Source organism: Actinokineospora diospyrosa (assembly GCF_024171925.1).
GTDB classification, from domain to species: domain Bacteria; phylum Actinomycetota; class Actinomycetes; order Mycobacteriales; family Pseudonocardiaceae; genus Actinokineospora; species Actinokineospora diospyrosa.
Map to the genome: position 1 here is coordinate 64,487 of NZ_JAMTCO010000003.1, position 12,936 is coordinate 77,422.

At 71.2% G+C, this 12,936-nt stretch carries 10 protein-coding genes and 1 pseudogene; 2 read left to right on the plus strand and 9 right to left on the minus strand.

Annotated elements, in window-relative coordinates:
* Positions 1-254 precede the first annotated feature (254 nt).
* From LV75_RS05490 to LV75_RS05520, 7 genes and pseudogenes are all read right to left on the minus strand, one after another.
* The gene (locus LV75_RS05490; protein ID WP_253885551.1) at positions 255-1,157 is read right to left on the minus strand and encodes a hypothetical protein; all 903 of its coding nucleotides are present in this window, start codon (positions 1,155-1,157) and stop codon (positions 255-257) included.
* Positions 1,158-1,456: 299 nt separating this feature from the next.
* Positions 1,457-2,617 (minus strand): annotated as a pseudogene (locus LV75_RS05495) (ABC transporter ATP-binding protein); the annotation flags it as partial.
* A 126-nt stretch (positions 2,618-2,743) separates the two neighbouring features.
* A complete protein-coding gene (locus LV75_RS05500; RefSeq protein WP_301318741.1) occupies positions 2,744-3,205 on the minus strand; it encodes a hypothetical protein in 462 nt (153 codons plus the stop codon).
* Positions 3,206-3,213: 8 nt separating this feature from the next.
* Complete coding sequence (locus tag LV75_RS05505; protein WP_092778259.1) at positions 3,214-3,414, minus strand: hypothetical protein; 201 nt, start codon at positions 3,412-3,414, stop codon at positions 3,214-3,216.
* Positions 3,415-4,204: 790 nt separating this feature from the next.
* A complete protein-coding gene (gene ald, locus LV75_RS05510) occupies positions 4,205-5,320 on the minus strand; it encodes an alanine dehydrogenase (RefSeq protein ID WP_253885552.1) in 1,116 nt (371 codons plus the stop codon).
* 160 nt (positions 5,321-5,480) lie between these two features.
* Complete coding sequence (locus LV75_RS05515; protein ID WP_253885553.1) at positions 5,481-7,016, minus strand: PucR family transcriptional regulator; 1,536 nt, start codon at positions 7,014-7,016, stop codon at positions 5,481-5,483.
* Positions 7,017-7,071: 55 nt separating this feature from the next.
* Positions 7,072-7,941 carry an SGNH/GDSL hydrolase family protein gene (locus LV75_RS05520; protein WP_253885554.1) on the minus strand — a complete coding sequence of 290 codons (870 nt, stop codon included), beginning with the start codon at positions 7,939-7,941 and terminating at the stop codon, positions 7,072-7,074.
* Between the two features lie 143 nt (positions 7,942-8,084).
* Here LV75_RS05520 and LV75_RS05525 point away from each other — a divergent pair, with 143 nt between their 5' ends.
* Together LV75_RS05525 and metX are read left to right on the plus strand one after the other, a co-directional pair.
* Positions 8,085-9,392 (plus strand): bifunctional o-acetylhomoserine/o-acetylserine sulfhydrylase, encoded by a 1,308-nt coding sequence (locus LV75_RS05525; RefSeq protein ID WP_253885555.1) that lies wholly within the window; start codon positions 8,085-8,087, stop codon positions 9,390-9,392.
* Positions 9,389-10,468 carry a homoserine O-acetyltransferase MetX gene (gene metX / locus LV75_RS05530; RefSeq protein WP_253885556.1) on the plus strand — a complete coding sequence of 360 codons (1,080 nt, stop codon included), beginning with the start codon at positions 9,389-9,391 and terminating at the stop codon, positions 10,466-10,468. Before LV75_RS05525 ends, metX begins: the two co-directional genes overlap by 4 nt.
* 14 nt (positions 10,469-10,482) lie before the next feature.
* Here metX and LV75_RS05535 read toward each other — a convergent pair whose 3' ends face one another.
* Together LV75_RS05535 and LV75_RS05540 are read right to left on the minus strand one after the other, a co-directional pair.
* Positions 10,483-11,505 carry a PASTA domain-containing protein gene (locus LV75_RS05535; protein WP_253885557.1) on the minus strand — a complete coding sequence of 341 codons (1,023 nt, stop codon included), beginning with the start codon at positions 11,503-11,505 and terminating at the stop codon, positions 10,483-10,485.
* On the minus strand, positions 11,502-12,803 hold the full coding sequence (locus LV75_RS05540) for a P-loop NTPase family protein (protein ID WP_253885558.1): 1,302 nt from the start codon (positions 12,801-12,803) through the stop codon (positions 11,502-11,504). The genes LV75_RS05535 and LV75_RS05540 overlap by 4 nt, the downstream gene beginning before the upstream one ends.
* Between the last annotated feature and the right edge of the window lie 133 nt (positions 12,804-12,936).

A 12,936-nucleotide genomic window follows, 5' to 3' on the forward strand; every position in this document is an offset into this window, starting at 1 on the left:
GGCCCCTACAACACCCGTGGCAGGTCCGCACAGCAGGGGCCGAAAAGACTGGCCCTGCCGCGAGGAAACGCTACGGGTGTTGTCCCCCCGCGCAAAACAAGTCCGCCCCATCGAGCAGGGGTGGGGTGGTGGGGTTGGTGGGGGGTGTGCACAGCTGCTCTATCGAGCAGGGGGGTGGTGCCGCAGCTTCTAAGCACAACGGTGCCTACCGCGAGCGGTAGGCACCGTTGACCTCGTATAGCCGGAGGGGTGGATCAGGTGATGTCGCGGCGGGCGTTGCGCAGCAGGCCTAGGCCGAACAGCAGGGCGGTCCAGCCGAGGAAGATCAAGCCGCTGATCCACAGGGAGAACGCGCCTGGTGCGCCTGCGATGACCCGCATTGCGGTCTCGATCCGGTCGTGCGCGGTCGCGGTGATCTCGCCGCCGCGGTCGAGCACTAGCGACTGCAGTTGGTCGACCAGCAGTGCCGACGCCGTGGAGCCGGTGAGGCCGTTCGCCGAGCCGTTGGGCAGGATGCCTGCCAGGTGCGGCGCGTCGGTGCTCGCTGCGAGCAGGAGCTCGCCGAAGGGGCCGACGACCAGGGAGTAGACCAGCAGGATCACGATCGCGCCGGTTGTGGAGCCCATCAGCGCGCCGACGCCGAGGCCGATGAGGGTCCACAGCACGATCTGGATGATCCCGGCGAGCACGATCAGGAACCACTGCTTGCCCTCGGGCAGGTAGTTGCTGCTGGAGCCGACCGCGGTGCCCGCGCTGACCAGCAGTGCCACCGCGACGCCGTAGATCAGGCCCCAGATGACGTAGGTGACCGCCTTGGCACTGAGCACCGCGGCCTTGGTCGGACCGGTCAGGAACGTGGTGGTGATCGTGCGGTGCCGCAGCTCGGAGGCGATGCCGATCGCGCCGAAGATCATCGGGAAGATCGAGGCGAGGTTCATCGCCCTGGTCAGCGCGACCACCGACCAGGAGATCTCGTCGATGGACACCCCGAAGCCGCGGAAGGTCGAGTCGTTGGTGACCTCGTCGGCCAGTTCGGTGGCCAGCGCGGCCCAGCCCCACGCGGCCAGGAACGCCACGGCGAGCGCCGGGATCAGCAGCGCCCACCACAGCTTGGTGGTGAGGATCTTGCGGAACTCCGCGGTGATCAAGTTGCCCATCAGGCCTTGCCCCCCTCGCCGGTCGAGTCCTGGCCGGGGGCCTCGCCACTGGGTGTGTCCGGTGTTGTCGGTGGTTGCGCGTCCGGGGGCGGCGGCGCGGGCGCGACCTCCACCGGCTTCGGCTGCTCGGCAACCGCCTGGGTGGGCTGCTCCTCGCTCAACGCGCTCGGCGGCTGCGACTCAGCCGGTGGCGCTACCGGAGCTACTGGCGCTACCGGAGCCTGCGGCGCAGGCGGAGGTACTGGAGCCTGGTAGGGCGAGGTGGGCTGCGGCGCCTGGTAGGGCGAAGTCTGCTGGTACGGCTGCTGCACCTGCTGCTGGTACGGCTGCTGGTACTGCGGCGCTTGCGGCGCCACCGGAGCCTGGTACGCCCCGTACTGCGGAGCCTGCTGCTGGTAGCCCTGCTGCGGGTACCCCTGCTGGTACGGCTGCTGCTGCGGGAACTGCACAGCCTGCGGACCGGCCTGGTAGGGCGAGGCCTGCGGCACCGGCGAACCGAAGCCGGACACCTGCTGCCCGCTGTCGAACCCGGGTGGCGCGTACCCCTGCTGCCCGGTCCACTGCCCACTGGTCAGCCGGAAGAACAGCTGCTCCAGATCGGCCTGCTCCTCCTGCACCCCGTACAGCGCGATGCCCGCCTTGCTGGCGATGTCGCCGACCTGCTGCACCGTGGCGTCCACGACCGCGAGCCGACCATCCGGCAGCGGCGTCACAGCGGTGATCCCGGCCTCTTGTAGCGCGGCCGCGAGGGCTTGAGCGTCAGCGGGCTGCACAAGTACGCGGCTCTGCTGCGAACGCCGCAGTTCGTCGAGGGCGCCGTAGTACACCGTCTGACCGCGGCTGACGATCACGACCTGGTCGATCGTCTGCTCGACCTCGGCCAGCAAGTGGCTCGAGATCAGCACCGTCCGCCCGGTCGCGGCGAAGGACTTCAAGAACGTCCGCAGCCAGGCGATGCCTTCCGGGTCCAACCCGTTGGCTGGCTCGTCGAGCACCAAGACCTGCGGATCCCCCAGGAGCGCGGTCGCCAGTGCCAGCCGCTGCTTCATGCCGAGGGAGAACCCGCCCGCCTTGCGCATGCCCGCCCCGGCGAGGCCGACCAGCTGCAACACCTCGATCGCCCGCTGGTCGGGCAGCCCCATCGCGGCCGCGTACACCCGCAGGTGGTTGATCGCGGAGCGCTTCGGGTGGAAGCCCTGGGCCTCCAACACCGCGCCCACCACGCGACCCGGGTTGCCCAACCGGTGGAAGGGCTGACCGTTGATGGTCGCCTCACCCGCCGTCGGGTTCACCAACCCCAACAGCATCCGCAGCGTCGTCGTCTTACCGGCGCCGTTGGGCCCGAGGAACCCCGTCACCGACCCCGGCTCCACCTGGAAGCTCAGGTTCTGCACCGCTGCCACCTGACCGAAGTTCTTGGTCAGGCCACGCACCACGATGCGGCCACTACCGTCCTGCACAGGCTCCTCCAGCTCGCCGACCCTGTCGTGGCGGACATCTTGCCCCATGCCCACCCCGGCCGGTGACGACCTGGCCAACAAAACCGGCAGACCCGCCCGAACCGTTCACCCAGGTCCGCCCGGACGTCACCCCGCGTCAGCGCGCCGTTCGCCGTGGTGCCCGTCGCGCACAACGGGTATCCGAGCGGTCACCTCGCACGGCGACTCCGGCGGCACCAACCTGGCCTGCCTCGCGAAGGGGTTGCGCAGCGGCTTCTTGCGCTCACGATGCGGGACACCCTCGCCGATCAAGTGTTCGTGGGCCATCCGCCACACCTGGCAGGGCCACCGCTTCCCGCGCAGACCCGCCGGGCACGCCTCGCAGCGGCTCTCCTCGTCCGGCTGGTGCACCGTCAACAACAGCCGCCACCCGTCGGCCAACCTGCTGATCTCCGCCCGCGCCAGCGGCAACAACGTCGTCGCGTCGGCCGAGTCCGCGGCCTCGTCCAGCAACGCCAACCTGCGCAACACCGCGGCCCGCAGCGGATCGCCCCCGTCCTCGGGCGCGCCACCACCCCGCTCGCGGTCGGCACCCCCCGAGCGCCACATGACCCGGATCAGCCCGCCGCGCCGTCGAGCGCCCGGCCCGCCGCCTGGTCCAGGACCAATCCCAACGACCGGGTCTGCTGGGCCGACAACACCGCGGAGGCCCCCGGCGGCGGCACCAGCACGACCCGGTCGTCCTCGACCAGCACGGTCAACGCGCGGTCCCTGCCGAAGGGGTCGTGGCACCCGACACACCACCGAGGCTCAGTCACTGATCAAACATCGACCGAACCCGGCCCGCACCCAAGCCGCCACCGGCGGATTCACCCCATCGCGAGCATTCTCACCCGATGGGGCTCAATGTCGTTCGACAAGTAATCGCGACACACCCACCCCCCGATGCGGCACAACCGGGCGAATGCGCATAAGCTAGGAACCGGTGGCCCGCTCCCAGTGACCCCCAGGCTGGTTGAGCGGGCCGCCTCCACAACAGGCAACCCATGCCCGCGAAGAGCGCGGGCGTGGGTTGTTTCGTCATTTCACCCGGGGGCCGAGCCCCCGGACCCCCACGGTGCGGAAACGGCGCCCAACCAGCGTGGTCCAGGGGGTTGACGGGGGAACCTGTGGGCCCTGGCGGGCCCACGGTTCGTCAGGGGAGAGGGCTGGGGGCGGTGGCCGGGGGGCGGGGAGTGGGGGGCGGGGAGTGAGGGTGGGATTGTCACCCGTGGGGGTGAAATTTGTGTGGGGGTGGGTGGGGGTTGTTGGGGCGGGGGAATGTTTACTTCTGCAAGAGGATGGCGTTTTTCTGCCATGTGTATGCATTGTTTAGCGATCCACTTCCCTGGGGGAAGGGGCGAGGCGGCGTACCGGCGCTCTGATCCCTGCTTGCAGAGGGCCGGTACGCCTCGCTAGCCGACCGGTGGGGTGTTGCTCGGCACCGAGGGCACCGGGGCCGGGCGGCATTGGGGGTTGGGGCACCGTGGCCCGGGGGGCCAGGTGCGGTGGGGGGTGAGAGGGGTGAGGCGGGGTGGTGAAGAGGGAGTGGGTCCTCGGGGGGGGCTCTTAGACGAGGACGGACTCTAGGGGGGTGCTGGGGAGGTTGTGGGCCTCGGCGACGGGGGTGTTGGTGAGGTGGCCCTGGTGGGTGTTGAGGCCGAGGGCGAGGGCCTTGTCGCCGTTGAGGGCCTTGTGCCAGCCCTGGTTGGCCAGCGCGACGGCGTAGGGCAGCGTCACGTTGGTGAGGGCGTAGGTCGAGGTGTTCGGGACCGCGCCGGGCATGTTGGCCACGCAGTAGAAGATCGAGTTGTGCACCGGGTAGGTGGGCTCGGCGTGCGTGGTCGGGCGGGAGTCCTCGAAGCAGCCGCCCTGGTCGATGGCGATGTCGACGAGCACCGAGCCCGGCTTCATCTGCGCGACCAGCGCGTTGGAGATCAGCGTCGGCGCCTTGGCGCCGGGCACCAGCACGGCGCCGATGACCAGGTCCGCCTCCTTGGCCGACTGCTCGACGGCGTACCGGTTGGACGCCAGGGTGCGCACCCGGCCGTTGAACTGCGCGTCCAGCTGGCGCAGCCGGTCGACGTTGGTGTCGAGCACGGTGACGTCCGCGCCGAGGCCGAGGGCGATGGTGGCCGCGTTGACGCCGGACACGCCGCCGCCGATGACGACGACCTTCGCGGGCAGCACGCCGGGCACGCCACCGGGCAGCACGCCGCGGCCGCCGGAGGGCTTCATCAGCGCGAACGCGCCGACCTGCGGGGCCAGCCGACCGGCCACCTCGGACATCGGGGCCAGCAGCGGCAGCGCGCCGTTGGCGGTCTGCACGGTCTCGTAGGCGATCGCGGTGGTGCCCGCGGCCAGCAGCGCCCGGGTCAGCGCCTCGTCGGCGGCCAGGTGCAGGTAGGTGAAGAGGGTCTGGCCCGCGCGCAGCCGCGGGTACTCGACCGCGATGGGCTCCTTGACCTTGAGCACGAGCTCGCCCTCGGACCACACGTCGTCCGCGGTGGCCAGCACCTTGGCACCCGCGGCCAGGTACTCCTCGTCGGTGATGGCCGAGCCGAGGCCCGCGCCCGCCTCGACGAACACGTCGTGGCCGCGAGAGGTCAGCTCGTGCGCCCCAGCGGGCGTCAGCGCCACCCGGTACTCGTGGTTCTTGATCTCACGGGGAACGGCGATCTTCACCGGGGCTGTCCTCTCGGGTCCGTGGCTAGGCCATCTGGGGTGTTGTGTACCACGGTCGTGCAGCGCAGAGCGCCTGTCATCGTTCTGCGGCACCGAGAGTATTCGTGCTCCGTTGTGCTCGCAGCACAATCACCGACGGGCTACCCCGTCCGGTCGGGGATCAGCCCCAGCGCAGCGCGATGAGCTGGATGAGCAACGCCAGCCGGGTGTTCGGGTCACCCAGGTCGACGTCCACCGCCGCGGTGATGCGGGCCATCCGGTACCGCAGCGTGTTCGGGTGGATGGTCAGCGCGGCGGCCGCGGCCCGCGGATCGCCGGGGTGGCGCAACCACTCGTAAAGCGTGTCCAAGTACCAGTCGGCGTCCTCGCGGGAACGCAGGTAGGCCAAGGGCCCCACGTGGGCGACACCCGCTCCGGTAGAGACAACTGCGGTGCGGTGCAAAACCAGCACTGTCCACACTTCGTCGTGCGCGGCGACCGGGCCCGTGACAAGCCCGGCGCGCAACAGGCTCAACGCCTCGTCGGCCTCGGCTCGCGACCGCGCCAAGTCGTTCACCGGCACCGACCCGCCCGCGGCGGCAAGCGGACCGGCCAGCTCAGCAAGGGCCTCACGCAGCGCGCGCCAGCCACCGCGCCCGTCGGTGTCCGGCACGATCGCGTAGAGCACGCCGTGCAGGTCGGCCACCGCCGGACGCCGCCCTACGCCCTCGGTCAACCGCTCTAGCAACGCCAGCCGCACCCCCTCGGCAAGCGGGTCGTCGGACTGAGCGTCGATCGCCACCACCCGGTGCGGCTCGTCGGCGAGGTCCAGCTCGGCGGCGACCAGCCGTGCGCTGCCGGTGCCCTCGAGCACCGAGCGGACCAGTTCGGCCGAGCGCCCGCGGTCGGTGTCCTCGCGGGCCCGCCGCCGCAGCAGGTGCAGCGCCACCACCGGCGCGATGTCGGCGAACGCGGCGGCGCGCTCGTCGGTCACCGGGCCGGGCACGACCGCCCACATCGACCCGAGCAGCTCCCCGCCCATCCGCACCGGCACGATCAGCCGGGGCAGCGTGCCGTCCTTCTGCGCGGGCACGAAGATCGCGGTCCGGCCCCGGCTCAGCTCCCGGAACACCCCGCGCGAGCGGAACCGGGCCAGCACGTCGTCGGGCACCCGGCGGCCCATGATCGTCGACACCCTGGCCGAGTCGGTGCGGTCCTGGCGGGCGGAGTAGGCCAGCACCCGCGAGTTGGCGTCCTCGACGGTCACCGGCGCGTCCACCACGGCCGCCGCGGCGTCGGCGAGCCGGAACAGGTCGCCGAACGGGCCGGGGTTGAGCGCGTCGGTCGCCTCGTCGGCCGCGGCGTCGAGCACCGACCGCAGCAGCCACACCAGTTGCGCCCACGCGGTCGCGGAGTGCACCTCGACCAGGGCGGTCCCGGCCTTCTGCGCGGCGGTGCGGACCGCGGTGCGCGCGGCGTGCGGCGGCTTGAGCAGGACCGCGGCCGCCCCGTGCGCCGCGCAGTGGCGCACCAGCTCCACCGCGTCGGCCGTCGTGCCGACCGCGACGCCGAGCACCAGGTCGCCCGCGGACACCGGGGTCCGCTTGACCGTCTCGGCGATCACCACGTCGGTCACCGCCAGCGCCGGGCCCGCGGCGTGCACGGTGCGCAGCAGCGTGGGACCCATCCGGTCGACCACCCCGGGCACCGTGATCATCCGCGCCACCTCCTGGCGCCACGGTAGCGGCCGGGGCGGGTCGCCTGTGGACTCCTCAGCGCGCGGTGACCGCCGACAGCCAGGTCAGGCCCGCCACCGCGGCCATGCCCGGTTCGTTCGGGTGCATCGGCACCGACGGCGACGCCGGGCGCAGCGGCTCGACCCAGCGGCGGTGCTCGGGCTGGCAGGCGTCGTGGGTCACCGAGAACAGGTACGGGTTCACGAACCGCGCGCCCGCCGCCCTGGCCCGCTCGCCGAGCACCTGGTTGAGCGCCTTCTCGGTGCGGTCGAAGTAGGCGGTGTCCCCGGCGGCGAACGGGACCTGCGGCCAGCAGCCCCTGGTCGGCGGCAGGATCCGCAGGTAGCCGACGACGATCACGGTTGCCCGCGGCGAGCGCGCGCTGACCTGCGCCAACACCTGGTCCACCAGCGTGCCCGCCCGGCCGATCCGGTCGAGCAGCTCGTCCCCGCCGCCCGCGGTGTAGTGCTCGCGGCAGGGAGCGCCAGCCGGGTCCTGCGCGCCGAGGCGGGCACAGGTGCCCAGGATCTCGCCGAACCCCATGTCGTTGCCGCCGATGGTGAGCGTCACCAGATCGGTGTCGGGGCGCAGTGCGTCCAGTTGCGGCGGGTTTTGCCCGTCCTGCACCGGTTGTGGGCGTGTCATGTGCACAGTGGTCGCCCCGCCGCAAGTGACGTCGGTGAAGCGGGTGACGCGCAGCCAGCGGGCGAGCTTGCCCGGGTAGTTCGCTGAGGAACGTCCACAGCCCAATGGGGTTCCGTTTTGCTCGGGGATCCCGGGGCCGGAAGCGTAAGAGTCGCCGAGCGCGACGTAGTGCTGGAAGCTCGGTTTATAGGTCGTCGCCGTCGCGGGAGTCGCGGCAGCACCGACCAATAACAGCGTCAGAGCCAGGGCAGCGGCACGCATGATCCGATCCTCACCCGAGCGGGTGGAATCAGCAACCGTTTCGGATATTCCAGACTGTGGACGGTCTGCCGGTGATCCGGTCGGCGCAGCTAGCTTCCTCCGTACGGCTGTCCGCTAGACGAGCATTCCCGAGGAGACCGAACATGACCGACTCCGCCGCCGCCTGGTCGTTCGAGACCAAGCAGGTGCACGCCGGTGCCGCGCCGGACCCGGCGACCGGTGCCAGGGCGACCCCGATCTACCAGACCACGTCCTACGTCTTCCGCGACAGCCAGCACGGCGCCGACCTGTTCGCCCTCGTCGAGCCGGGCAACATCTACACCCGGATCATGAACCCGACCCAGGACGTGCTCGAGCAGCGCGTTGCGGCGCTGGAGGGCGGCGTCGCCGGTCTCGCGTTCGCCTCCGGCTCGGCGGCCACCACCGCGGCCATCCTCAACCTGGCCGAGTCCGGCGACCACATCGTGTCCAGCCCGTCGCTCTACGGCGGCACCTACAACCTGTTCCACTACACGCTGCCCAAGCTCGGCATCGAGGTCAGCTTCGTGCAGGACCAGGACGACCCCGAGCAGTGGCGCGCGGCGGCGCGGCCCAACACCAAGGCGTTCTTCGCCGAGACGCTGGCCAACCCGGGCAGCAACGTGCTCGACGTGCGCACCGTCGCCGACGTGGCGCACTCGGTCGGCGTGCCGCTGATCGTGGACAACACGGTGCCCACCCCGTTCCTGCTGCGCCCGATCGAGCACGGCGCCGACATCGTGGTGCACTCCGCCACCAAGTACCTGGGCGGGCACGGCACCACCATCGCCGGCGTGCTCGTCGACGGCGGCACCTTCGACTTCGGCAAGGACCCGGGCCGCTTCCCCGGCTTCAACGAGCCGGACCCGAGCTACCACGGCCTCAAGTACTGGGAGGCCCTCGGCCCGGGTGCCTACGCGGCCAAGGCCCGCATCCAGGGCCTGCGCGACACCGGCGCGTCGATCTCGCCGTTCAGCGCTTTCCTGATCCTGCAGGGCATCGAGACGCTGTCGCTGCGCATCGAGCGGCACGTGGCCAACGCGCAGGCGATCGCCGAGTGGCTGGAGCAGCGCGACGAGGTCGAGAAGGTCTACTACGCCGGTCTGCCCTCGAGCCCGTTCCACGCCGCGGCCCAGAAGTACCTGCCGCGCGGCGCGGGCGCGATCGTCTCCTTCGAGCTGCGCGGCGGCGTCGAGGCGGGCCGCAAGTTCGTCGACGGCACCGAGCTGTTCAGCCAGCTGGTCAACATCGGCGACGTGCGCAGCCTGATCGTGCACCCGGCCAGCACCACGCACAGCCAGCTGGTCGAGCAGGAGCAGCTGTCCTCCGGCGTCACCCCGGGCCTGGTCCGGCTGTCGGTCGGCATCGAGAACGTCGAGGACCTCAAGGCCGACCTGGAGGCTGGCTTCCGGGCCGCCAAGGCCGCCCTGTGAGTACCGCTCCCCTTCCCGCCACCGGTGCGTGGCGGGAAGGGGACCCCGCCGGCGGGCGCCGGTGGGTCCCGCTCGACGGACCCGTCCCCGGGGCGCGGATCGCCTACGAGACCTGGGGAACGCTCGCGCCGGACGCGTCCAACGCGGTCCTCGTCGAACACGCCCTGACCGGCGACAGCCACGTCGTGGGCCCCGCGGGCCCTGGCCACCCGACGCCGGGGTGGTGGGACGGGCTGATCGGCCCGGGCCGCGCGGTCGACACCGACCGGTACTTCGTGGTGTGCCCCAACGTCCTCGGCGGTTGCCAGGGGACGACCGGCCCCGCGAGCACCGCCCCGGACGGGAAGGCTTGGGGGAGCAGGTTTCCGTCCGTGGGGATCCGCGAGCAGGTGGCGGCCGAGGTCGCCCTCGCCGACGCGCTGGGGATCACGCGCTGGGCGGCCGTGCTCGGCGGTTCCATGGGCGGCATGCGCGCACTGGAGTGGGCCTTGGCCACCCCGGACCGGGTCGCCGCCCTCCTCCTGCTCGCCTGCCCCGCCGCGGCCTCCGCCGAACAGATCGCTTGGGCCAGCCCACAACTGCACGCCATCCGCGCCGACCCCGGCTGGCAAGGCGGCGACTACCACGACACCCCGGTAGGCCCCTGGGCAGGCTTGGGAGTGGCCCGCCGGATCGCCCACGTGACCTACCGCAGCGAACCAGAACTAGCGACCCGCTTCGGCCGCACCCGCCAACCCGACGGCCGCTTCAGCATCGAGTCCTATCTGGACTACCACGCCGCCAAACTCGCCCACCGCTTCGACGCTGCCAGTTACATCCTGCTCACCGAAGCCATGAACGGCCACGACGTGGGCGCGGATCGAGGCGGAGTGGAAGCGGCCCTGTCCCGCATCACCGCCCGCACCGTGGTGGCAGGCGTGGACAGCGACCGCCTCTACCCCCTTGCGCAACAAAAACTCCTAGCCGACCACATCCCCACCGCAGACTCTCTGCGAATCATCACCTCCCCCTCCGGCCACGACGGCTTCCTCACCGAGACGAGCCAGCTGTCGGCCTTGCTCAAGGAATTGCTCTAGCGGCGGCAGCGCTATCACGGGCAGCGGTTCCGGGTGTAGGTACACGGTGCGACCTCGACCACCAGCACCTCCACGGACGTACCCTCGTCCACTACGGTCCCAGCTCCGGGGACGGTCTTTGCGACCTCGCCCGGTGCGCCGCCGCCCCGCACGCCCGCGCGTCGAACCGGAACCAGGCCGATGCCGTTGAGCACCGCTGCGGCTTCGGCGTAGCTGGTCCGATTCAGAGCCGGGACCGCCACCTGCTGCGCGCAGACGTCCAGCCGGACCTCGCTCTCCCGTTCCACCTCGGCCCCAGCTGTGGGAACCGTCGCGACGACTGTGCCCCGTGTGCAGCCCGCCGGCGGTACCGTGGCCGTTCTCGGCTTCAGTCCCGCGCCGACGACCAGGGCGCGCGCGTCGGCGACCCGCTGGCCGACCACGTCGGGAACCAGTACGGCATCCCCCGCGACAATGGACCGCAGCAGCAGCAAGGAGATCGTCACGGTGGTGGCGGCCGTGATGAGCGTCGCGAGCAACCACAGGCGGACGCGCCCGGCGGTGGCCGGGGTGTCGACAGCGGAGCCCGCAGGCGTGCCCGGACTCCGATCGGTCACCGATGTACCCGTGACCGTGGACCGCAGCGTGAAGGAATCCGCTGCTACGGGCCGGAACTCGGCTTCCGCGAGCAGGAACCGCCGGTACGCCGCGGTGGCGGCCGACCACGCCCGTTGGACATCGCTGTCCGCGATCTCGGTGAACAGCGGCGTCCGTGCCACGAAGCCGTAGGTGAGCACGAGTGGTCTGCCCGCGTGGTCGAGCACGCGGTCCCCGTCGAGCCCGATGTCCGGGGGTGTGATCCTTCTGGTTCGGTAGACCGCGCTCAGTTCCGCGTCCACCCGCACCACGCGGGGTGGTTCGGAGTCCGGCACTGTGGCGTCCACAGTAGACACCAGCGCGCCTGCACTTCCCCCGCGCAGGACGAAGTCGGGCGCCAGCACGACCCGGTATCCCGCGACGCGGCCGCGGGCGACCAGGAACGGCCACCCGACCGTCATCGCACGGCCCGGGTGAGGTCGGAGGACGGGTACTTGATCTTGAGTGCGCTCCCCATCTCCTGGAACTCCTCGATGACCGCGCGCCGGGCCAGGTCCGACTCGTCGGCGGCCACCGTGTTGCGCCCGAGTTGTTCGTTGCGGGCGAACCAGTCGAGGAACATCTCGGCGAGGCGGTCGTTGATGACGTCCACCCCCACCACCACCGCGAGCACCGCGCGCAGCCCCTCGCCCGCCGGGCTGCGCAACAGCTTCTTGGCGGACTTCGCCGCCCGCCCCCGCCCGCGGACACCGCGGTGGCGCTCCAGCCGATCGACGAGGTCCGCGTGGTGCTCGGGCTTGAGCCGGGCCCCCACCTGGGCGAACAGGTCCGGGATCACCATGCACAGCGGGAACTCCACGTTGAACGGTCGGACCTTCTCACCAGGACACTTGGTCATCACCCGCGTGTGCTCGTCGAAGCGGGCGAACCGGCGACCCACGGCGCTGACCGGGATCAGCCGGACGCTCTGGTGGCGCTCGCGGCTCTGGTGGACGAGCCGCCCGATGGCGGGCTGGTCGAGCAGTGCGCCGCGCACCCGCCGGAGCTGGTCCTCGTCTTCGTCCTCGTGCCTGGCGATCAGGTCCCAGCGGCTGACGATGAAGTAGACCGGGCACCCGACGTCCTGCATGCTGTCGACCATCGGCAGGATCACGTGCTGGACGTAGTGCCTGCCCGCTTCCTCTTTGTCGAGGTACTGCCGGATCCGGTAGGCGTCGATGATCCCGAAGACCGCGTCCGCCGCCTTGATGTGCCGGTCCAGCTCTTCCCGCCCCGGCCGCTGGGCGTCGGTGGCGTCGTGCGCGTCGTGACCGCCGTCGACGATCTCGCCCGCGAGGTCGATGAACTCGAACCTGGCGACCGGGTACTCGTTGCCGCCCGCCAACCCCTTGCAGTCGAAGGAGAACTTCTGCAGCGGTCCCAGCTTGGTCGCCTCCGGCCAGCCCGCGTCCGGTGCCGACACGGTGGCCCACACCCGGGTGAGCGCGTTGCCGCGCACCCCGTCGACGGCGCTGAGCCGCAGCCGCTCGCCCTTGTTCCGGAAGTGGTCGAACATCCCTGCCAGCAGGACCGTCTTGCCCACCGCGGTCGCGCCGAGCGTCACGATCCGCAACACCGGCGGCGGCGCGCTCACCACGGTCTTGCGCCGGACGCGGCGGACCATCAGCCCCAGCAGCATTGTCATGATCACGCCCAGTGCGGCCACTCCGCCGAGGACCGTCTGGGTTTCGGTCAACGGCGAAGCCGTCATCGAGGACATGGACCACCTTTTCCGCGCGGGCCGAGAGATCGGCGGCATCGAAACGCGATCCGCCACCCTGGATCGGACCGGTCGTTGATGACCACAGGGTCGCCTAGGACACGCGACGCGTTACGGAGAGTGGTGACGCGCG

Bases quoted from the DNA above. Each gene is read 5' to 3' on its own strand.
- LV75_RS05500 (WP_301318741.1), bottom strand. From the start codon at position 3,205: ATGTGGCGCTCGGGGGGTGCCGACCGCGAGCGGGGTGGTGGCGCGCCC.
- LV75_RS05535 (WP_253885557.1), bottom strand. From the start codon at position 11,505: ATGACGGTCGGGTGGCCGTTCCTGGTCGCCCGCGGCCGCGTCGCGGGA.
- LV75_RS05525 (WP_253885555.1), top strand. From the start codon at position 8,085: ATGACCGACTCCGCCGCCGCCTGGTCGTTCGAGACCAAGCAGGTGCAC.
- LV75_RS05490 (WP_253885551.1), bottom strand. From the start codon at position 1,157: ATGGGCAACTTGATCACCGCGGAGTTCCGCAAGATCCTCACCACCAAG.
- LV75_RS05520 (WP_253885554.1), bottom strand. From the start codon at position 7,941: ATGCGTGCCGCTGCCCTGGCTCTGACGCTGTTATTGGTCGGTGCTGCC.
- LV75_RS05515 (WP_253885553.1), bottom strand. From the start codon at position 7,016: ATGATCACGGTGCCCGGGGTGGTCGACCGGATGGGTCCCACGCTGCTG.
- LV75_RS05540 (WP_253885558.1), bottom strand. From the start codon at position 12,803: ATGTCCTCGATGACGGCTTCGCCGTTGACCGAAACCCAGACGGTCCTC.